This is a genomic window from Sneathiella sp., assembly GCF_002694385.1.
In the GTDB taxonomy this organism is placed as follows: domain Bacteria; phylum Pseudomonadota; class Alphaproteobacteria; order Sneathiellales; family Sneathiellaceae; genus Sneathiella.
Genome location: NZ_NZMB01000023.1, coordinates 18137 through 37266 on the forward strand (window position 1 = coordinate 18137; position 19130 = coordinate 37266).

Genomic DNA, 19130 nt, shown 5'->3' on the forward strand with positions numbered 1-19130 from the left:
TTATGGAAACGCAAAATGACTTTATTCTGGGCGAAACCAAAAGCGGCTCCCGCTGGCTGATCCGTATTATCAAATCTGGATTATCAGGAAATCACAACTACTACAGCGACGAAGTGTTGAGGAAGAGCGCGCCCCTGTTTGAAAGAGCCCGCGTCTTTGTCAAATCCGATCATGAACACCTCAAAGGTCAAGGAAAAGATGTTCGAAACATCATTGGCCAAATCAGGGAAATATCCTTCGTTCAAGGAATGTCACCTGACGAAGGTGAGCTCCAAGGCACTCTGGAACTGATTTCTCCAAACGGCGAAATTGCGAGCAAAATCAAAGAGGCATGGGATAAAAACATGAGCAATCTGTTTGGTTTTTCCATAGATGCTCAAGGAAAAACATCAACGCGGCGCATCGGCCGGCATATGGCGCGCGTATGCAATGAAATAACAACGGTCGCCTCCGTCGATCTTATCGTCGAACCCGGTGCGGGCGGTCAAATCCTGAATATTTTGGAAAGTCTGGAAGGTCAGAAAATGGAACATCTCAATGCAACTGAAATGAAGTCAATTATCTCCGCATCCTCATTACCGCAGCCAGCCAAGGATAAGCTGTATTCGGAGTTCAAACCCCTTCAAAACATCACGGGAACCGAACTTAAAGAAGCCATTTCCAGAGAAAAGGAATATCTCGCCAAAATGTCAGAAAGCGGACATGTGACGGGCTTGGGAAGCAATGATTTTGATCGGCGTTCGACAGTACGGATTATTGAAGGACAGGATGAAAAATCCGAAAAAATGCTTGATGCTTTCTTTGATCCTCAAGATCACAGCGTTGTATCTATCCGGGAGTGCTACTTGCATATGACCGGCGACCGGAATTTCACCGGCCTGAAACGGTCCTGCGATCCGGTCCGGCTTGCGGAATCCCTGAATAGCACTGATTTTCCAAGTGTTCTTGGGGATGCCATTTCCCGCCGCCTGATTAAAGAGTATCAGAATGACAGCATTTATGATGTCTGGCGGAATTTGGTGAATGTCGTTCCTGTAAATGATTTCCGGACGCAAGAGCGCACAAGATTTGGCGGCTATGGGAACCTGCCTATTGTCGCGGAAAGCGGCTCATATAATCCTCTGACATCTCCCACCGACGAAAAGGCCACCTATGCCGTGGCCAAGCGCGGCGGAACGGAGGATTTGACGCTGGAAATGATCACCAACGATGATGTTGGGGCCGTTCAGCGCATCCCGAAAAGCCTGGTCCGTGCGGCTAAGCGTACTCTGTCAAAATTCGCCTTGGATTTTCTGAAAGACAATCCAGAGATTTACGACGAAAACACCTTGTTTCATGCCTCTCACGGCAACCTTGGCGCAACTGCTTTAGGAGCCGCGTCTGTTGCCGCTGGACGCCTCGCTATGAAGTCCCAGACTGAAAAGAATAGCAATGAGAAGCTTGGGATTACGCCGCGCTTTCTGTGGGTGCCTGACGAACTGGAAGAAACAGCCGTTGACCTGTTCCGGCGCAATACGGAACAGGATCGCAATTTTGTGCAATCTCTCTCCCTTGATATCGTTCCGGTTTGGTACTGGACGGATGTCAATGATTGGTGCCTGACCGCAGATCCGATGGACCTTGCCACTGTCGAAATCGGTTTCCTGGGCGGGAAGGAGGAACCGGATTTGTTTATCCAGGACAGCCCGACAGCTGGCAGCATGTTCACCAATGACAAGGTGACATACAAAATCCGCCATATCTACGGCGGAACGGTAACGGATTATCGAGGGGCCTATAAATCCGTGGTGGCCTGATCGAACAAAGCGAAGTCTGACATCCTATAGCGAGAGAAAGCAAATGGTATTTGATGATGATGGAAATGTAAGCCCTGCCCGAATTGCAGTCCGCATTGTTGACAAGCTGGCAGGCAGAAAATTTCTGGAATGTGATGAAATACTGGACAATATGCGCCGCTTTCTCTGGCTTAAAAGATTTAGTGGCGCATCCGATGAGATGGTCTTGGAACACCTGAAAGATGCGTCAATTATCGCCGAAATAGCACAGGAAATCATGCCTTTTTCCATCTTGGACGCGGAAGAAATTATCATGGAGACCCGCTTAGCTCTATGGATGCAGAACTATGCCCGCGTTCCCGGTTCCGTATTCGGTCGACAATATCTAGCCAGCACAGGTGATCACTTAAGCGAAGTGAAACCTGTTGACCTTAACTAGCAGTAAGTTAGAGTTTCGCCATCACACTATAAAATAGTTCTTTTGGCAGAAATGTTCGTTAGAAAGGCAGCAGCAATGGACCTAAAAGAGTTTATTATTGAGACGATATCGGCAATCGCGGATGCAACAAACGAATTACAGAAAAGCTATGAAAAAGAAGGGGTTATTATTAACCCGCCAACCTCAAAGGACGCAGAAAACCTTTACCTTGAAGGCGGCTCCAAAAGTATTTACAGGCGAATTGAAAATATAAAATTTGATGTCGCACTTACGGTTGGCTCTTCGCGAGAGGCTGAGGGCAATGCGGGCGTGAAGGTGTTTTCTTTAGAAGTCGGAGGTGGAGGCGGCACATCAAAATCTCAAGAACAAGTCAGCCGAGTACAGTTCTCAATCCCACTTTCTTTGAAACCAACGACATATGAAGCAGAGAATATAAACAATGCAAAAAAACAAGCTTCTAAGGACAAAAGACGAGCAGCTTCGCGGGGCTTATCAAATAACAGGATAGCACCTCTCTGATCCCGATATATCTCATTTTATCCCTCTATATCCCGGAAGAATAGCTGTATCCGTGGAAGAATAACTAATGCAGTAACACCATCGATTTCCTGAAATTACGCCAGAATGTCCGCGTCGATCGGCGTTTCGTAGGTCTGGAGAAGATAGCCAAGCACGCTATAGAACCCGACAGTTGCAATCAGATCAAAAACCGCCTGATGACCAAGGGCGGCACTCAGCTCCCGCTCCAGCTCTGCGGACAGGCGATGGTCATCGAACAGAGCATCAACCGCGCGCGCGATTAACCCATCCTCCCCTTCCGCTGCGCCACGCATGGCCTCTATCCGCTCATCACTGATCCCAATCAGGCGAGACCGATGCACATGATGCACCCACTCATAAGAAGAGCCGATACGATAAGCGGCCCGCAGAATCACAATTTCGGAGCGTTCCGGCCCAAGCGCGCTGTCCTTCACGATATGCTGTCGCAGCGGCGCCCAGGCGCGAACAAGGGCAGGATGGTGGGCCATGGTGCGATACACATTGAGCTGCCCTGCAAAGCCGTCTTTCAGGTCGGCAAGTTCAGCCGGCCAGTCGGCATCCGAAATAGGGGGACGAGGAGATGTCATCAAAGTGCCTTTTCCAGTTATTGCGTATCTTGTGTCATGGCTGCGACATAGATGGGCAGCATGCACCCCCTCAAATGCCGATCAGGCAACGATAGGCGGCAATAAGCGACAGGTCCAGCCCCCGCGGCATTTCCGCACAACCAGCGGCATCCAGAAAGCGGTTCTTACGCTCCTCTAACGGCGGCGGCTATATTTCTTTTCCAACCTGTTGAGCAGAATGACCGTCGGAATACTGATGAGCAGAAAAAAGATACCCACAAGAGTCATGGGTTCAAAATAACGATAGTAGGAGTTGGCAACACCGCGCGCCGCGGTCATCAATTCATAAACCGTGATGGCGGAAAGCAGCGGCGTCTCCTTGAACATCATCAGCAAATAATTGGCAAGCGCCGGAATCATCGGCGGCACCGCCTGCGGAATGATCACATGTATCCAGATCTGGTGGGAACTCAGATTGCAGGCCTTCGCCGCCTCCCACTGGCCCCGCTCGATATTTTCAATCCCTGCGCGGTAGACTTCCGCTGTATAGGCACTGTAATGCACGCCGATCCCGATGACGCCCGCTGCCAGAGGCGACAGAAGAATGCCAATGTCCGGCAAAACAAAAAACAGGACGTAAAGCTGCACCAGCAGCGGCGTCCCCCGCACGAACATGGCAAGAGAAGAAACAGGGCGGGATATCCATTTATTGGATGAACGTTTCGCAATGGCGATAAACAGACCCAGAATGGCGGCCACGAGAGAACCGAGCAATGTCGCCTGCACCGTTACAATCACGCCCTGCCAAAGGGTCGGCAAAATCTGGTATATGAAATTCCAGTCCCATTGCATTGATCGCTAACTCCTTACCACGTCAAGGCCCTCGGCCATCTTGTTTTCGATCCGCCGGATGCCATAAACAATGATCAGAGACAGGATAAAATAGATCAGCAGCGCGCCGGCAAAGGGCAGCAGCGTATTGCCGGTCTGGAGCCGGATCACCTGCGACTGGAAGGTAAGATCGGCAAGAGAAATGAGGGAAACAACCGCAGAGGCCTTCATCAGCTCAATCACATTATTGCTGAATGTCGGCAGCATAACCACGATTGCCTGCGGCAAAATGATATGGCGCATTCTCTGGAATTTTGTCAGGTTCAGCGCAACCGACGCCTCCCATTGCTCTTTTGGCACTGTCAGTATGGCGCCCCGCACAACTTCAGCGCCATAAGCGCTGACATTGAGACCCAGAACCATAATCCCGGTCGCCAGCGCACTCAGCGGAAACCCAATCAGCGGGAGAACGAAATAGGCCCAAAAAAGCTGGACAAAAATGGAACTGCCGCGAAAAAACTCAATGTAAACAATGGCCAGCCACCGGAGGGGAAACCAGGGAGAAAGCTTTGCCAGACCGAGAATAAAAGCACCGAAAAAAGCGATAATACTTCCGTAAACTGTGAGCTCAACCGTGACCAGCGCCCCCTCGAGCATCAACTGTACGTAACCCAGCCAATCCGCCTCAATGACATTCATAGATCACCATCCCTGTTCACCTGACAATCAACATGTCGAAGAGCAAGCAGCCGCACCGGAACCGGCAAAAACCTCTCGGCGCGGCTGTTATCTGGATCAGGTGTTCGGGCCTCCGCAAAGCTCATCACGGGACGCTTGCTTTGTAGCTTCCTCGGTAAAGCCGAATTTGCTGAGAATTTCACCGAATTCACCTGAGTCTTTCAGCTCCGCCAGCGCCTTGTCATAGGCATCGCGGAAAGCGACATCGGTTTTACGAAACGCCGCGCCGGCACAGGCAATCGGCGTATCTTTCGCGGGAGCAAAAATCTCAACATCATCTGCACCCGTCTTATTCTGGATGTCATATAGCGCGAGCGATGTCATGGCATATGCGTCGATGCGTCCGTCCTGAACCATTTTGAGGCCCGAAGGAACATCCGGAACAACTACAATCTGCTGCGGTTTCACATTGGCCGCGGCCGCATATTTCTCCTCGATACAGCCGCCGCAGATCCCGACCTTCAAGTCTGGGTTCGCAGCGATATCAGCCTGGCCATAAATGCCATGCGGATTGCCTTTCTTCACCATCATGCCTTCACTGCCACACACATCAGGATCAGAAAAAAGGATCGCCTGACACCGCTCCGGCTTCATGAACAGGCCGGCCGCAACCAGATCAAACCGTCCGGCCTGCAACCCCGGGATCATCGCCCCATATTCAACGACAATCCCCTCAACATTCGAAATGCCAAGCTTCTTTAATACAGCCTTGGCAACCTCGGGCGCCGCCCCGGTTACAGTACTGCCCCCGACCATCTGAGAGTAGGGTGGCTCATTCCCGATACCGACACGGGCAACGCCTGCCTTTTGCAGTTTTTCGAGCGTTCCCTCCGCTGTCGCGATCGAGGCATTCGAGCCGTAAGCAAGGGCACCCACTACCGCAAACACGACAGCACTTACTATTGAAGAACAATTCCGACCTACAAAGCTTTTCATGCTAACCTCCTAGAGTTTACCGACTGCTGCAGAATTTAAATGGCGCGCCCCGCAGCAAGAATTTTCCGCAGGAAAAGCTGTGTTCTCTCTTCCTGGGGAGCGCGAAAAATCTGATCCGGGGGGCCCTGTTCGATGATGCGTCCGGCATCGAAAAACAGCACACGATCAGCAAAATCATGGGCAAAGCCCATTTCATGCGTCACCAGCAGCATCGTCATATCCGTTTCTGCTGCGAGCTTGCGCATAACGCCCAGCACTTCTTCCACGATTTCGGGATCAAGTGCGGATGTCACTTCATCAAAAAGCATAATTTTTGGTTGCAGGGCCAGCGCCCGGGCGATTGCCACCCGCTGCTTCTGACCGCCGGAAAGTTGCGCAGGCTTGGCCGTTGCCTTATCGGCAAGGCCGACCATGTCCAGCAACTCCATAGCCCGCGCCTTCGCATCGCTGCGGCTAATACCTTTCGTCAGGATGGGCGCCATGGTGATATTGTCCAGAACCGTCTTGTGAGGGAACAGGTTGAAGAGCTGGAACACCATTCCGACTTTTGTCCGCATGCGATGGAGGTGAGCTTCGTTGGCGGGGACGAGTTGGCCTTCCTTTTCCATATGCCAGAGCGGTTCGCCATCTATTCTAATGACACCCCCGTCAATCGTCTCCAATGTCATCAATATTCGGAGAATTGTTGTTTTCCCGGACCCACTCGGCCCGATAAGAGCCAGTTTTTCGCCCGGCTGCACATCGAAACTCAAATCTTTTAGAACCTGATGGGATCCGAAGCTTTTTGAAATATCCTTGACTTCGATAATTGGTGAGGGCGCCTTCGGCCGCGCCGCATTCATGCTGTCACCGGTATGGTCATGTTCTTTCATGGGATAACTATGACAGTTAAAATTTATTTAATCAATCATTTAATTAATTTTGCATGAAATTTGAACGCAGGCAGGCAAATTATGCTTTTGCAAGGATTGGGATATAATTACATTTTGGGAATACAAAACAAACATTATAAAATATATAATATTATTAAATAAACTTACTTTAAATAATATTAATATAACATTTAATATAAATATTAATTTGTATATAATATCATAATTTATATTTAAAATCTAAAAATTTAAATACTTATATTATGATATAAATTTCACTATACACAAATTATTACATGCGCAGTAAAAGTTTACCCGCAAACGTCCTTTCACAAATTCTCTTTCCCTTCCTCAACATTATTATTGACCAATCAGTTAATTAGTAAATTAGTTTGACTGCCATCAAAGAATGGAATATGAATTGGCCATGATCTGGCGCATCAGGAGAAGAACGTCCCGTTAATCCAAAACACCTGCGGTCAATTACTATTTTCGGGAGTGTTGACGCGAATCGCCAAGATCGTTAATGAAACCCCAGACTTTTATTCCCCAAACTTCAAGCTGATTTCATATGGATAAAATAGCAAAATCACAGGTGCAGAAAAAACCGGCAATCCGAGGGAAACGGCCTGCCAGAAAAACCCCCAGCATTCGCAAAGAAGAGCTGGTGACGATTGCTTTTGACCTGTTTTCGGAAAGGCATGTTGCATCTGTCACCATCAAAGATATTGCCCGCGAAACTGGTGTAAACACGGCGCTTATCTATTACTATTTCGAGAATAAGGAAGATTTGTTTGGCGCCGTTATCGAATTCGCAATTAATCGCGCATTTGAAAACTTCCGTAAACTTCATGAACAGCATCTCAGCCCTCTGGATGATCTCAACGCCTGGATCAATAATAATATCGAGGAGTTTGAATCGATCCGCAAACTGGTTCAGATCAGCCTTGATTATTCCCGTACACAAAAAAGTATCCCCGCCATCGAGCGATCAATTCGGCAGTTTTATGATGAGGAAGTCCGCATTCTTTCCAACTGCATTCGAAAAGGCATCGCCGAGAAAACTTTCAAACCCGTAGATGCAGATGAATTCTCCCGCTTTATTTCCACTTACCTTGACGGGCTGATGGTTCATTCGACCATTTTGCCGGAAACGGATCTGGACCGCTCGGTCAATCAGCTGCGGGCCGTGATCTGGACCATGCTGGGTATTGAAGGCACACCGCCGCAATCGCGACAAGGGTCGGCAACGCCCTAATTACTTTGTTCTTCCAAAAGCTGCATGGGAGCAAACCGCTCAGTTTGCCCTCTCCCGCACAGACAGGGAAGCCGCGACGGCTCACCCCGGGCTTCGGGAGCGCGTGCGCCGCGGCTTCTGTTGTGGAAAGGGCGACAGGCGGGCTTACCTCAATTTTTCCTATCGACATTTCCAAACTCATTTTGCCGGCCTTACAGCTTTTGTCCGATTTCGTGACTGGCCAGCAATTCCAGAGCTTTCACCATGGCAGAGTGATCCCAGGCGCTTCCCCCATGTGACGCGCAGGCATTAAATAGCTCCTGACAGGTCGCCGTGTTGGGAAGGGAAATCCCCATCTGCCGCGCATTCGACAACGCAAGGTTAAGATCTTTCTGATGCAGCTCGATCCGGAAACCCGGATCGAAAGTGCGGTTGACCATGCGTTCCCCGTGCAGCTCGAGAATACGCGAGCTCGCAAACCCGCCCATCAATGCCTGACGGACCTTGGACGGATCCGCGCCGGCACGGGATGCGAAGAGTAATGCCTCCCCCACCGCCTCGATTGTCAGCGCGACGATAATCTGGTTGGCAACCTTGGTTGTCTGGCCATCCCCATTGCCGCCAACAAGAGTGACATTTTTCCCCATGATGCGAAAGACGGGTTCCACCCTGCTGAAGGCTTTCTCAGGGCCGCCAACCATAATCGTGAGAGTAGCCTCCCGCGCCCCGACTTCACCACCAGAGACCGGGGCATCGAGATAGTCGCAGCCCCGATCATTAATGCGGCGCGCGAAATCTTTCGTCGCCATAGGAGATATGGAACTCATATCAACGACAATTTTGTCTGCCGAAAGGCCGTCCGCCACACCATCTGAACTAAACAGAACTGCTTCCACATGCGGTGTATCGGGCACCATAATGATAATGATATCGCTGTTCTCCGCCACCTCGCGGCCAGTGGCACAGCTCATTGCTCCCCCCTCGATCAGGCTTTGCGGAATTTGCGCCCGGTCGTTCAGGTAAAGCTGATACCCGGCTTTCTGAAGATTACCCGCCATGGGCAGCCCCATAATCCCGAGCCCGATAAATCCGATTTTCGCCATTATCTATTCCTCACTGTTCTTTCTGGATTATCCTGCCTACCTCTGCCCTGCCCTAATAATCGAGATCGGCCTCCACCTTGTTGACCACCGGCTCGCCTGCGAAAATCCGGCGAATGTTGGAAAACATCAGATCCAGCGTGTCCGGCATATAAGACTCCGGATCATCCGATGAACAATGTGGTGTAATGATGAGATTGGGCGTATTCCAGAGGGGGGAATCCGAGGGGAGCGGTTCCTGATCGAAAACATCCAGAACGGCAGAAAGCTCTCTCTTTTCCAATCGCTTCACCAACGCCGCATAGTCAACCAGCTTCGACCGGCTGTAATTGACAAGGCCCGCGCCCATTTTCATCGCGTTGATCTCCGCCTCCCCCATAAGATGGCGGGTTGCCTGTGTGGCGGGAGCCGTGACGAGAATATAATCCGCCTGTGGTACCAGCTTCAGCAAATGATCGGGCGTATACATTTCATCCACGCCATCATGGGGCGCATCAGAGCGCCGTACACCAATCACCCGCATGCCATATTTCCGGGCCCAGCGGGCAGCCCCGCCGCCGACACTGCCGACCCCGACAACCAGCAGGGTTTTGCCCATGATCGAGGTGTTGTAAAGCTGCTGCCAGACGGCCGAGCGCTGGTTCGTCATCATCTCCGGCAGACGGTTATTCAGCATCAGCACCGCCATGAAGCAATATTCCGCCGCCCGATCGCCGTGAACCCCGCGATTGTTAATAAAAGTCACGCCATCGGGCAGCCAATTTTTAAGCGGGGCAAAAAATTCGATGCCTGCCCCGGTGGCATGAATCCAGCGCAGATTGGGGGCGCGTTTCGCGATGTCTTTCACATCGAATTTCCACACCAGCAACGCATCCGCCGTTGCAATATGGCTATCGAATTTTTCACTGTCATAATCGACGGTGACATGCAGACGCTCGGCAACATCGGGAAAGCGTTCCATGGCCGCCTTGAGCCGTTCCGCCGTCACTTCGAAGACTTCGCCAAGACTTCTGTCGTTATCAATATGCAGATGAAATTTGCGGTCTTTTGTGAAACTTTCTGTCATCGGCCTTTAACACTCCCGTTGATTATATGTTCGATTTAGCGGCATGTGACGAGCCGAAAGCCGCCGCATTTGCGATGCCCTCATTTGCCCGAGGACATAAATATGCCCGCGACGCGCCGGGACGACATATTGCCGCCGCGCGCCTTTTTGGTCGCGAACACGGGAACCTTTCAGCTGTGATCCACTTCCTGCGGGAGGATGCGATCCAACCACCACTGCGCCAACTGCGGCACCAACGGCTCCAGATGCGACAGCCTGCCGGACGGCGCGAAGGGCGAACACAGACCTTTATGCTGAATTTCCGCAATGTCATTATCCTCGCCAAGCGAGGTATCCCAGCGTTTGTAGTAATATTTAACTTTCTCATCAAAATCGGGGCGGGCGATTGTCTCCTCGGGGAAGCAGGCGCCAGCAATCACCGTCGTGTGGTGTGGTCCGCGCGGCATAAGCTGGATATACCAGACGCAATCAAGGGTCATACCAAGCATGGTTGAGGGGTTGAGTGCCACATAGTTAGTGCCCCCGGCCGCCGCCCCCTGAAGATCCGGAATTTGTGGGAGGGCGTGCTCCAGATCTCCAGGGAGCAGGGCCCTGGTGTTATCATCATGATTTTCATGAATATAGAACCAATTGCCGATTGTCGGCAGGGCCGAATGCTCCATCTCCTTCGGGTCCAGCGTTTCCTTGTGAACCGTCGGCAGATGATATTCCTCCATGGCGTTTTCAAAATGCGCCTTCCAGTTACACTTGACCTCATCAACTGTCTTGCGAACCAAACGCAAATTTTCCATTTTGTAAGAGCCCATCTGCTCCGGAAAATCGCCAAGGTAAGCTGAGAGTGGTTCCGGATCCGCGCTGAAATTGATGAAAATGAAACAGCCAAAAATTTCGAGATTAAGGGGAATAAGCCCGTTTTTCTCCTTGTCGAAGCCTTCCGTCCGCTCCATCCCCGGGCAACCGCGGAGCTTTCCCGTCAGATCATAGGTCCATGAATGATAGGGGCAGGAAAAGACCATCTTGTTACCTTCCCCGAAAGCAACCGGTGCTCCGCGATGACGGCAATTATTGGCGAAAGCCCGAACCTGCTGATCCCGCCCCCGCACGATGATGATGGGTACTCCGACATAATCGACAGTGATAAAATCACCCGGCTTTTTCACCTGATCCACATGGCCGAAGAAATTCCATGTTTTCATGAAAAGATTTTCGATTTCCGCCTTGTGAAACTCTTCGGATGTATAGCACCAGGCAGGCAGCGTTTCCGCCTCTTCCACTGGTTTGTACACATTCTGATAATGGGATCTGTCGAAAATATTCAAAGGTTTCATCGTGCCTCGCCTTTTCTATGATTGTGCTCAAATCAATCGGTTACCTTTCGGAATACGGCCTCACCATCCGATCCTGCCTGTTAGAATTTTGTCAGATAATGCTGAATTTCCCACTCTGAAATCGTGTTGTGATAACTCCACCATTCCGATGTCTTGAGCTGAATGTAAGAATTATACAGATCCTCGCCCATGATCTCCCGGCTGATCGGGTCGGCCGCAAATGCCTCAATCGAATGCAGCAGCGTCCCCGGCAGGGTGCGCACCCCTTTCTCCTTCAACTCGGCCTGACTGAGTTCATACATATTGAGATTGATCGGATCACCCGGATCAAGATCCTTTTCGATCCCCTCAAGTCCCGCGCCCAGCATCATCGCCGCACCGAGATAGGGGTTGACCGTGGTATCGACTGCGCGACATTCCCAACGGGCGGCAGACAGATACGGCCCCTTGTGCTTGCTCGGATCCCCCTCGATCTGCGGCCGCAGGGTCGGCACCCGCATCATATGGGTCCGGTTATTCCCGCCGTAGGAAACAAAAACCGGCGCCCAGGTATAACCGGTTACCGACCCGGACTTGATCAGACGTTTGTAAGAATTGACCGTCGGACAGGTGACCGCAACAATGGCTTCGGCATGTTTCAACGTGCCTGCAAGAAATTGATAGGCAAGCTTTGACAATCCGCAGCCACGCGGGTCGCCTGCATCCCCAGAGATATTCTTGCCTGTTTTGATATCCGCCAGCGACATGTTGAAATGCGCGCCACTGCCCGTCTTGTTAGCATAGGGCTTGGGCATAAAGGTGGTTTCCCAGCCATATTTGCGGGCAATTTCCTTCATCATCATCCGCCAGAGAACAAACCGATCCGCCGTCGTCATGACATCCGCATAGTTGAAATCAAATTCGAACTGGCCGTTCGCATCCTCATGATCGAAAGAGTAAACCCCCCAGCCCATCTTGTTCATGTTGCTCACGCATTCATGCAGGAAATCGTAATTTTCAAGGGTCAACTGAACGTCGTAGGCGGCCTTGGCAATGTCATCCACCACATTGTTCGGCGATATTTCATTGCCATTGCGATTGACGACATAACACTCGCATTCGATACCCAGATTAAACTGAAGGCCAAGCGCCGCCGCCCGGTCGATCTGCCGCTGCAAAACATTACGCGAACACATGGGCCATGGATCGCCTTTGTATTTCATATAGCCCGGCGCCCAGGCAATTTCAGGTCGCCAGGGAAGCTGGACAATAGCGCCCGGATCCGGGTAAACCGCCAATTCATCGTCATTCGGCCCCTGCCCCAGCCCTTCAATCGCGGCACCGGTATAAAGCTCTGACCCCCGCATCATGCGATCAAAATGGTCAATCGGCACGGCCTTGCCTTTTATGACGCCACTCACATCGACAAAAGATGAAAAGCAGTATTTTACACCCTGCGCCGCCAGCTGTTCCTGCGTAATACCCCCACGCTCCGGATCGACTGTCATATTTTGCTGTGCAGAAGACATTGAGGTTACCTTTCCCGCAATCCTGTTCAAAAAAACACAAATAATGCTGGCGCCCTACCGCGCTGAGCAGGCTTTTACGATAGATAATTTAACTAATTAGTCAATATAATAAATTTGAAAAGCCACATCAACCATCAGGCAGTCTGGATTTTCTCCTGCCACGGACCGGCTACCGCCCTACATTGAACGCTCATGAGAAGTGTAAGGTGAGAATACAGCCAATTCTCACCATAGGGTATTTATTATTTATATTCATATAGTTATAGTATTAACCTGATAGCACCTACTGTCGAAAATTCACCATAACTGCGACAAATCAACATTTTCCAGGATAGCCATAACCAATCCGAAGAGTGTGCAAGAAAGCAATCAAAGCTGCCCACTTGCAAAAAAAGCATCTTTCGCATAAATTAATTAACTGAATAATTAAAATAGGAAATTAAGAATGGCGACTAGCAGCATAAAAAGAGATTCTGCAAATCTTGAAGCCTGGCAGCAAATTTGCCGTGCGGAACCAGTTTTGAAAGACATTCGGAATGCTATCGATGTGCTGCCCGGAATGACACCCGATCTGATCCTGACATCCGGCCCGCCGATGAAATGGGAAGACTATGCAGGGGGTCAGCGCGAAGCTATTATCGGCGGCGCCCAATTTGAAGGTCTAGCCCAGAATCGTGAGACGGCCATCGCCGGACTGGATGCCGGAGACATACGGATTGACGGATGCCATGATCATGGCTGTGTCGGCTCGCTGGCCGGAATTTATACAGCGTCTATGCCGGTTCTATTGATTGAGAATGAAACTGCTGGAAATCTCGGTTTTTGCAATATGTATGAGGGCACAAACCCTCGACGCCTGAATTACGGGGTCTATGATCAGGGCGTCCATGATCGGTTGACTTACGTCAACACGCGGGTGTCACCAGTGATTGCCGAGGCTGTCCGCCTTTCAGGCGGTATCCCCCTCAAGCCGATCATCCGCCGGGCGTTACATATGGGAGATGAGCTGCATAGCCGCAGCACGGCCGCCGCACTCATCTTCACACGCGAATTGTTTCCTTATCTGATCGAGATTGCAGAAAAGGATAAACAGGCCGTGCATGAAGCCGTCACCGCGCTGACCGAGGATCATTATTTCTTTCTGCGCCTGTCCATGGCTGCGGCAAAGGCAACGGCGGATGCGGCGCACCATGTGGAAGGCTCAAGCATGGTGACGGCGATGGCCTTCAACTGCCGGGGTTTTGCCATCCGGGTAAGCGGACTGGGTGATCAATGGTTTACGGGACCCCACGCCACCGTGGAGGCGCAACTTTTTGACGGCCATACGCAAGAGGAGATCACCTGGATGGGAGGTGAAAGCACCATTACCGAAACCATCGGCCTTGGCGGCTTTGCACAGGCGGCAGCCTTCCCGCTCCAGCGTTATCAGGGCGGGTCGGCACAGGCAATGATCGACCGAAATATGGAGCTTTACAACATTACGCTCGGCGAGAACCCAGACTATCAGATTCCGGCTCTCGACTATCGCGGTTCCCCGACCGGGATTGACATTTTCAAGGTAATTGATACGAAAGTTCTTCCCGCCATGGATATCGGCATCCCCGGCCGGGATGGCGGGCAGATCGGCGCCGGGATCGTCCGTGCGCCCATGGAATGCTTCACAAAGGCAAGGGAAGCCTATATTCAGAGATATGGAGCCTTCTGATCCTATCAAACAACCATTGCACTCTTGACCCCATGCAACATAACACGCTGTTACATCAAGTTTCTGATTGGAAATCCCTTTCTTTCGTGGGTGGGAAAATGAGACCCGGCAGCATTACAATCCTTATAAGTCCAAGCCGAACAGCAGGAATTTCACCGTGACAAATTTGATAAAGGTCGTCATCCGCCATAAGAAACGCGAAAGCGATACGATCATGAGTTACGAACTGCGGGATGCGGACGAGCGGCCACTACCCGCTTTTACCGCCGGGTCGCATATCGATGTTCATTTGGGGAAAGATCTCATCCGCCAGTATTCCTTGCTGAACAATCCGGCGGAGACGCACAGATATGTTCTTGGCGTCCTTCGGGAAGAAACCGGCCGAGGCGGATCAAAACATCTGCATGATCATCTTCAGGAGGGGGATATTTTAACCATCAGTTCCCCGCGCAATGCCTTTTCCCTTGACGAAACGGCCTCAAAAACATTGCTGCTGGCGGGAGGGATCGGAGTTACCCCCCTGCTCTCCATGGCGGAGCGACTCACTCATATCGGGGCGCAATTTGAAATGCACTACTGCGCCCGCACACGGTCTAATACTGCTTTTCTCGAAATGATGGCCTCAGCCCCCTATGCGCAAACGGTCAATACCCATTTCGATGACGAAGCGACGGAGCAGCTTCTCAATATTCCGGGGCTTCTCGAGCATTTTGAACCGGGCATGCATCTGTATGTCTGCGGTCCGCAAGGCTTTATGGATGCGGTGATCGAAGAAGCGCAAAAAAACTGGCCGGAAGAAGCGATTCACCGCGAATATTTTACCCCCACTCCCCATCAGGTCAGTGACGGGGACCGGGCTTTTCAGGTAAAAATCGCCAGTACGGGCGAGATTATTGAAGTAGCCGCCGATGAAAGCATTGCCGCCGCCCTCAAACGCCAGGGCATCCATCTTCCCCTATCCTGCGAACAGGGCATTTGCGGCACCTGCATTACGGCGGTGCTCGGCGGCATTCCCGATCACCGTGATGATATCCTGAGTGATGAGGAACGGGCTGCAAACGACCTGATCACGCCCTGCTGTTCTCGCTCGAAAAGCGATCTGTTGATACTTGATCTTTAAGCGGAAAGATGCATCCGGATTATCCTAGCCCCTCTCCCGCTCCGCTCGACCTTCTCGCTCATAACAGAAAGGCTGAAGGAAATGATGGACATAGACCCCCTACAAATCCTGAAAGAATTGTTCGATACAGCGGTGCGGTCGGCGGATCCTATGACACTCATTCCTCCCCTGCTCGGCCCCAAACCGGCAGGACGGCTGTTGGTGATCGGTGCGGGCAAAGCATCGGCCCGTATGGCAGAGGCAGTGGAAAGCGTCTGGGGCGCCTGTGAAGGTCTTGTCATCACCCGTTATGGTTACGCGCGCCCCTGCCGCGGCATCGAGATTATCGAAGCCGGCCATCCCATTCCAGATGAAACCGGCGTAACTGCAACACGCCGCCTTCTTGAACTGCTTGAAAGATGCGGGCCGGAGGATCATGTCCTCACCCTGATATCGGGAGGCGGCTCGGCTCTGCTAGTCTGTCCGGCAGGGGAGATCACTCTCGCTGAAAAACAGCAGATCACCAATCAGCTGCTTGCCTCTGGTGTTGCCATCGACAAGATCAATATCGTTCGCAAACATCTGTCCAAGGTCAAAGGCGGGCAGCTCGCCGCGGCGGCATATCCCGCCCATATGAGAACGCTGATGATTTCCGACGTGCCGGGCGACAATCCCGCCCACATCGCCTCCGGCCCGACCGTCGGCGATAACAGTACGGCGGCGGAGGCCCGCGCGATCCTGGACGGGATCAAGGCGAAAATTCCGCCCTCCATCGAGGCTGCCCTTGCCGGATCCTCAGGAGTTCTGGCGCCGGGCGCCGAGGCCCTTTCCCACACGGAGAACCGAGTCATTGCCTCCCCCGCCCAGTCGTTGGCGGCAGCCATGAAACGCGCGCAAGACTATGGCGTTCAAGTCCGTATCCTTGGGGATGCTATCGAAGGCGAAGCGCGCGATATCGGAGAGCAGCAGGCGAAACTCGCCCTTGATCTGCAACACAAAATGAAACCGGGGGATGCGCCGCTCCTGCTGCTTTCCGGTGGGGAATGCACCGTTACGCGGCGCGGCGATGGCGTTGGCGGACCCAATGCGGAATTTCTGTTGTCCGCCTTCATCACCCTGGCAGGCGCTGAAGGAATCTATGGCCTCGCCTGCGATACGGACGGCGTCGATGGGGCGGCAGAAGTCGCAGGGGCGTTGATCGCTCCTGTCGCATGGCGGCGGGCGGCGGCAAGGGGATTAGATGTCCACGCCTTCCTTGAGAATAATGACAGCCACAGCTTTTTTGAAAAACTGGAGATGCAGATTATTACCGGTCCCACACTGACCAATGTCAATGATTTCAGGGCCTTTCTGATTTATCCTGTTGCTTGAAATACAAACCTTAATCATCTGAAATATCTGCGTTTACATCTTTACTTAATCGGTGGAGCGAAGCATGAATATCAAACGCCTGCTCGAAAACATCAGCGATATGGCGCGGCAGCATAAGGATCGCGGAAAAGTTGCCGATTATATCCCTGAACTTGCCCGAATTGACCCTGCACAGTTCGGAATCAGCGTCTGTCTCGCCAATGGGGAGCAGCATTCGGCCGGGGATGCCGCAACGCCCTTCTCCATTCAGAGCATTTCGAAGGTATTTTCGCTGGCCCTAGCGCTCGGCCGACTTGGTGACAGCCTGTGGAACCATGTCGGGCGGGAGCCGTCAGGCTATGCGTTCGATTCCATCGTTCAGCTTGAGTATGAAAAAGGCATTCCGCGAAATCCCTTCATCAATGCCGGAGCCATTGTTGTGACGGACGCAATTCTAGCAGGCAGCACCCCGGCGGAAACCCTTGGCGAGTTGCTGCGCTTTATCCGCGTTGCCGCCGATGATGAAGACATTCATATCAATGACCGCGTCGCGCTTTCGGAAAAGGCGACGGGCGCACGCAATACCGCCCTCGCTCATTTCATGCGATCTTTTGGCAATCTGCGGAACGAAATTGACCTCACGCTTGGCACGTATTTCCATCAATGCGCCATCGAAATGAACTGCGCACAGCTCGCAAGATCCGGCCGCTTCCTCATGAATGCGGAAGGAAGCATTATTCCTCGGCTGATTTCAAGCGCCCGCATCCGCCGCATCAATGCGTTGATGCTGACCTGTGGGCATTATAACGGATCAGGCGATTTTGCCTTCCGGGTTGGGCTCCCCGGAAAAAGCGGCGTCGGCGGCGGCATTCTGGTAATTGCGCCCATGCGTGCCTCCATCGCGGTCTGGTCGCCGGGCCTTAACAGCTATGGCAATTCCAAACTCGGCACGGAAGCAATGGAAATCTTCGCGCAAAAAACCGGCTGGTCCGTCTTCGGATAGAAGGAGTAGCGAGCACTCCCTTCGCATCATCCGCAGGTTACAGGCTATAGCTTTCAAGGGCATTTTTTGGAAACAGTTCTTCCATCGTCACACGCCGCTCTGACAGGCCTTGCCGATGATGGTGATCAAGAAAAGCCTCAATCGTTGTTTCATTGCCTGCAATGCCATAGGACCAGAAATTGTTGCCCATAAGCGCCCGCGCCTCGCGCAGATGATCTTCGACAAACGGCATCGTCACCTTGGTTGCGGAAGTATCTGAAAGAAGCTCCTCCGCCATCGCCTTGGAGGCCGAAAATGCCTTCATCAAAGCGCCCGCAAGGAAGGGATGCGCCTCCAGCAGACTGCGGCGAACCCCCAGGAGATGCATGATCGGGAATATCCCGGTCTTTTTCCAGTAAGCACTCGCGGTCTTTACCGTATTGCCAAACAGCCGGTCGATATCTGGATGATGATCGTCATAGCATTTCGGGCTGCGCGGGCCGATAAACCCATCAATCTCCCCACTGATCAATAGATCATTGAGAGATTTGCCTTCCGGCGCCGGAGTAATCATCACATCGCTCGGCAGGTTGAACGCCAGTTTTTCAGGCCGCCCGGCAGAATTCATCCCTCCGCGCACCCAGTTTATATCAGACGGCTTTACGCCATATTCATCTTCCAGCAGCGCACGCGCCCAGACATTGGCGCTGAGTTGATATTCTGCGATGCCAATCTTTTTCCCTTTCAGTTTTTCCGGAGAGGTGATTCCCTTATCGGTGCGGATATAGATGGCGCTGTGCCGGAAAGCACGGGAAAGGAAAATCGGCAACGCCTGATATTGCGAACGGTTTTGCGCGATACTGAGGACCTGACTGGCGAAGGAAACCTCCGATATGTCGAAATCCTGATGACGAAAAGCGCGAAAGAACATCTCCTCCGGCGACAAAGCCATAAAAACCGGATCAACGCCGTCTATCTGTAGACGCCCATCGATCAGAGGCCGGTTCCTGTCATAGTCACCGACCGCAATTGAAAGTCGTAATTTGCTCATTCCCTTC

At 52.0% G+C, this 19130-nt stretch carries 18 protein-coding genes; 8 read left to right on the forward strand and 10 right to left on the reverse strand.

The genetic code is table 11. From position 1 onward, the window contains the following. Window positions 1-2: 2 nt before the first annotated feature. The 3 genes from CMN55_RS15920 (at window position 3) to CMN55_RS15930 (ending at window position 2733) form a co-directional block, all read left to right on the forward strand. Window positions 3-1796 carry a phage major capsid protein gene (locus CMN55_RS15920; RefSeq protein WP_293951098.1) on the forward strand — a complete coding sequence of 598 codons (1794 nt, stop codon included), beginning with the start codon at window positions 3-5 and terminating at the stop codon, window positions 1794-1796. Window positions 1797-1839: 43 nt separating this feature from the next. Beyond that, the gene (locus CMN55_RS15925) at window positions 1840-2214 is read left to right on the forward strand and encodes a hypothetical protein (protein WP_293951100.1); all 375 of its coding nucleotides are present in this window, start codon (window positions 1840-1842) and stop codon (window positions 2212-2214) included. A gap of 75 nt (window positions 2215-2289) precedes the next feature. Beyond that, window positions 2290-2733, forward strand: a complete 444-nt coding sequence (locus CMN55_RS15930) for a trypco2 family protein (RefSeq protein WP_293951102.1) — start codon at window positions 2290-2292, stop codon at window positions 2731-2733. Between the two features lie 95 nt (window positions 2734-2828). Here the strand turns inward: CMN55_RS15930 and CMN55_RS15935 are convergent, their stop codons facing one another. From CMN55_RS15935 to ehuA, 5 genes are all read right to left on the reverse strand, one after another. Then, window positions 2829-3341 (reverse strand): carboxymuconolactone decarboxylase family protein, encoded by a 513-nt coding sequence (locus CMN55_RS15935; protein ID WP_293951103.1) that lies wholly within the window; start codon window positions 3339-3341, stop codon window positions 2829-2831. A 174-nt stretch (window positions 3342-3515) separates the two neighbouring features. Then, on the reverse strand, window positions 3516-4172 hold the full coding sequence (gene ehuD, locus CMN55_RS15940; RefSeq protein ID WP_293951105.1) for an ectoine/hydroxyectoine ABC transporter permease subunit EhuD: 657 nt from the start codon (window positions 4170-4172) through the stop codon (window positions 3516-3518). A gap of 6 nt (window positions 4173-4178) precedes the next feature. Continuing rightward, window positions 4179-4850 carry an ectoine/hydroxyectoine ABC transporter permease subunit EhuC gene (ehuC, locus tag CMN55_RS15945; protein ID WP_293951107.1) on the reverse strand — a complete coding sequence of 224 codons (672 nt, stop codon included), beginning with the start codon at window positions 4848-4850 and terminating at the stop codon, window positions 4179-4181. Window positions 4851-4946: 96 nt separating this feature from the next. Beyond that, window positions 4947-5825, reverse strand: coding sequence for an ectoine/hydroxyectoine ABC transporter substrate-binding protein EhuB (gene ehuB, locus CMN55_RS15950; RefSeq protein ID WP_293951109.1), 879 nt, complete (start codon window positions 5823-5825; stop codon window positions 4947-4949). A gap of 35 nt (window positions 5826-5860) precedes the next feature. Next, window positions 5861-6697 carry an ectoine/hydroxyectoine ABC transporter ATP-binding protein EhuA gene (ehuA, locus tag CMN55_RS15955; RefSeq protein WP_293951111.1) on the reverse strand — a complete coding sequence of 279 codons (837 nt, stop codon included), beginning with the start codon at window positions 6695-6697 and terminating at the stop codon, window positions 5861-5863. A gap of 571 nt (window positions 6698-7268) precedes the next feature. On the opposite strand from ehuA, the gene CMN55_RS15960 reads away from it, so the two are divergent. After that, window positions 7269-7955, forward strand: a complete 687-nt coding sequence (locus CMN55_RS15960; RefSeq protein WP_293951113.1) for a TetR/AcrR family transcriptional regulator — start codon at window positions 7269-7271, stop codon at window positions 7953-7955. A gap of 191 nt (window positions 7956-8146) precedes the next feature. Here the strand turns inward: CMN55_RS15960 and glxR are convergent, their stop codons facing one another. From glxR to glnT, 4 genes are all read right to left on the reverse strand, one after another. Further along, entirely contained in the window at window positions 8147-9037 is an 891-nt protein-coding gene (gene glxR / locus CMN55_RS15965) for a 2-hydroxy-3-oxopropionate reductase (RefSeq protein WP_293951115.1), read from the reverse strand. Between the two features lie 52 nt (window positions 9038-9089). After that, window positions 9090-10100 (reverse strand): D-2-hydroxyacid dehydrogenase, encoded by a 1011-nt coding sequence (locus tag CMN55_RS15970; protein WP_293951117.1) that lies wholly within the window; start codon window positions 10098-10100, stop codon window positions 9090-9092. Between the two features lie 170 nt (window positions 10101-10270). Further along, entirely contained in the window at window positions 10271-11428 is a 1158-nt protein-coding gene (locus tag CMN55_RS15975) for an aromatic ring-hydroxylating oxygenase subunit alpha (protein ID WP_293951119.1), read from the reverse strand. Between the two features lie 80 nt (window positions 11429-11508). Next, window positions 11509-12936, reverse strand: a complete 1428-nt coding sequence (gene glnT, locus CMN55_RS15980) for a type III glutamate--ammonia ligase (RefSeq protein WP_293951121.1) — start codon at window positions 12934-12936, stop codon at window positions 11509-11511. 520 nt (window positions 12937-13456) lie between these two features. On the opposite strand from glnT, the gene CMN55_RS15985 reads away from it, so the two are divergent. The 4 genes from CMN55_RS15985 (at window position 13457) to CMN55_RS16000 (ending at window position 18093) form a co-directional block, all read left to right on the forward strand. After that, window positions 13457-14641, forward strand: coding sequence for a YlbE family protein (locus CMN55_RS15985; protein ID WP_293951123.1), 1185 nt, complete (start codon window positions 13457-13459; stop codon window positions 14639-14641). Window positions 14642-14807: 166 nt separating this feature from the next. Beyond that, on the forward strand, window positions 14808-15761 hold the full coding sequence (locus CMN55_RS15990) for a PDR/VanB family oxidoreductase (protein WP_366932099.1): 954 nt from the start codon (window positions 14808-14810) through the stop codon (window positions 15759-15761). 84 nt (window positions 15762-15845) lie between these two features. After that, on the forward strand, window positions 15846-17111 hold the full coding sequence (locus CMN55_RS15995; RefSeq protein WP_293951275.1) for a glycerate kinase type-2 family protein: 1266 nt from the start codon (window positions 15846-15848) through the stop codon (window positions 17109-17111). A gap of 64 nt (window positions 17112-17175) precedes the next feature. After that, window positions 17176-18093: a glutaminase gene (locus tag CMN55_RS16000; RefSeq protein ID WP_293951127.1), complete on the forward strand. Its 918-nt coding sequence runs from the start codon at window positions 17176-17178 to the stop codon at window positions 18091-18093. Between the two features lie 37 nt (window positions 18094-18130). Here the strand turns inward: CMN55_RS16000 and CMN55_RS16005 are convergent, their stop codons facing one another. After that, complete coding sequence (locus CMN55_RS16005) at window positions 18131-19123, reverse strand: PhnD/SsuA/transferrin family substrate-binding protein (RefSeq protein WP_293951128.1); 993 nt, start codon at window positions 19121-19123, stop codon at window positions 18131-18133. Window positions 19124-19130: the final 7 nt, after the last annotated feature.

Bases quoted from the DNA above. Each gene is read 5' to 3' on its own strand.
- CMN55_RS15960 (WP_293951113.1), top strand. From the start codon at position 7,269: ATGGATAAAATAGCAAAATCACAGGTGCAGAAAAAACCGGCAATCCGA.
- ehuD (WP_293951105.1), bottom strand. From the start codon at position 4,172: ATGCAATGGGACTGGAATTTCATATACCAGATTTTGCCGACCCTTTGG.
- ehuB (WP_293951109.1), bottom strand. From the start codon at position 5,825: ATGAAAAGCTTTGTAGGTCGGAATTGTTCTTCAATAGTAAGTGCTGTC.
- CMN55_RS16005 (WP_293951128.1), bottom strand. From the start codon at position 19,123: ATGAGCAAATTACGACTTTCAATTGCGGTCGGTGACTATGACAGGAAC.
- CMN55_RS15930 (WP_293951102.1), top strand. From the start codon at position 2,290: ATGGACCTAAAAGAGTTTATTATTGAGACGATATCGGCAATCGCGGAT.
- ehuA (WP_293951111.1), bottom strand. From the start codon at position 6,697: ATGAAAGAACATGACCATACCGGTGACAGCATGAATGCGGCGCGGCCG.
- CMN55_RS15975 (WP_293951119.1), bottom strand. From the start codon at position 11,428: ATGAAACCTTTGAATATTTTCGACAGATCCCATTATCAGAATGTGTAC.
- CMN55_RS16000 (WP_293951127.1), top strand. From the start codon at position 17,176: ATGAATATCAAACGCCTGCTCGAAAACATCAGCGATATGGCGCGGCAG.
- CMN55_RS15995 (WP_293951275.1), top strand. From the start codon at position 15,846: ATGGACATAGACCCCCTACAAATCCTGAAAGAATTGTTCGATACAGCG.
- glnT (WP_293951121.1), bottom strand. From the start codon at position 12,936: ATGTCTTCTGCACAGCAAAATATGACAGTCGATCCGGAGCGTGGGGGT.
- CMN55_RS15925 (WP_293951100.1), top strand. From the start codon at position 1,840: ATGGTATTTGATGATGATGGAAATGTAAGCCCTGCCCGAATTGCAGTC.
- glxR (WP_293951115.1), bottom strand. From the start codon at position 9,037: ATGGCGAAAATCGGATTTATCGGGCTCGGGATTATGGGGCTGCCCATG.
- CMN55_RS15935 (WP_293951103.1), bottom strand. From the start codon at position 3,341: ATGACATCTCCTCGTCCCCCTATTTCGGATGCCGACTGGCCGGCTGAA.
- CMN55_RS15970 (WP_293951117.1), bottom strand. From the start codon at position 10,100: ATGACAGAAAGTTTCACAAAAGACCGCAAATTTCATCTGCATATTGAT.
- ehuC (WP_293951107.1), bottom strand. From the start codon at position 4,850: ATGAATGTCATTGAGGCGGATTGGCTGGGTTACGTACAGTTGATGCTC.
- CMN55_RS15920 (WP_293951098.1), top strand. From the start codon at position 3: ATGGAAACGCAAAATGACTTTATTCTGGGCGAAACCAAAAGCGGCTCC.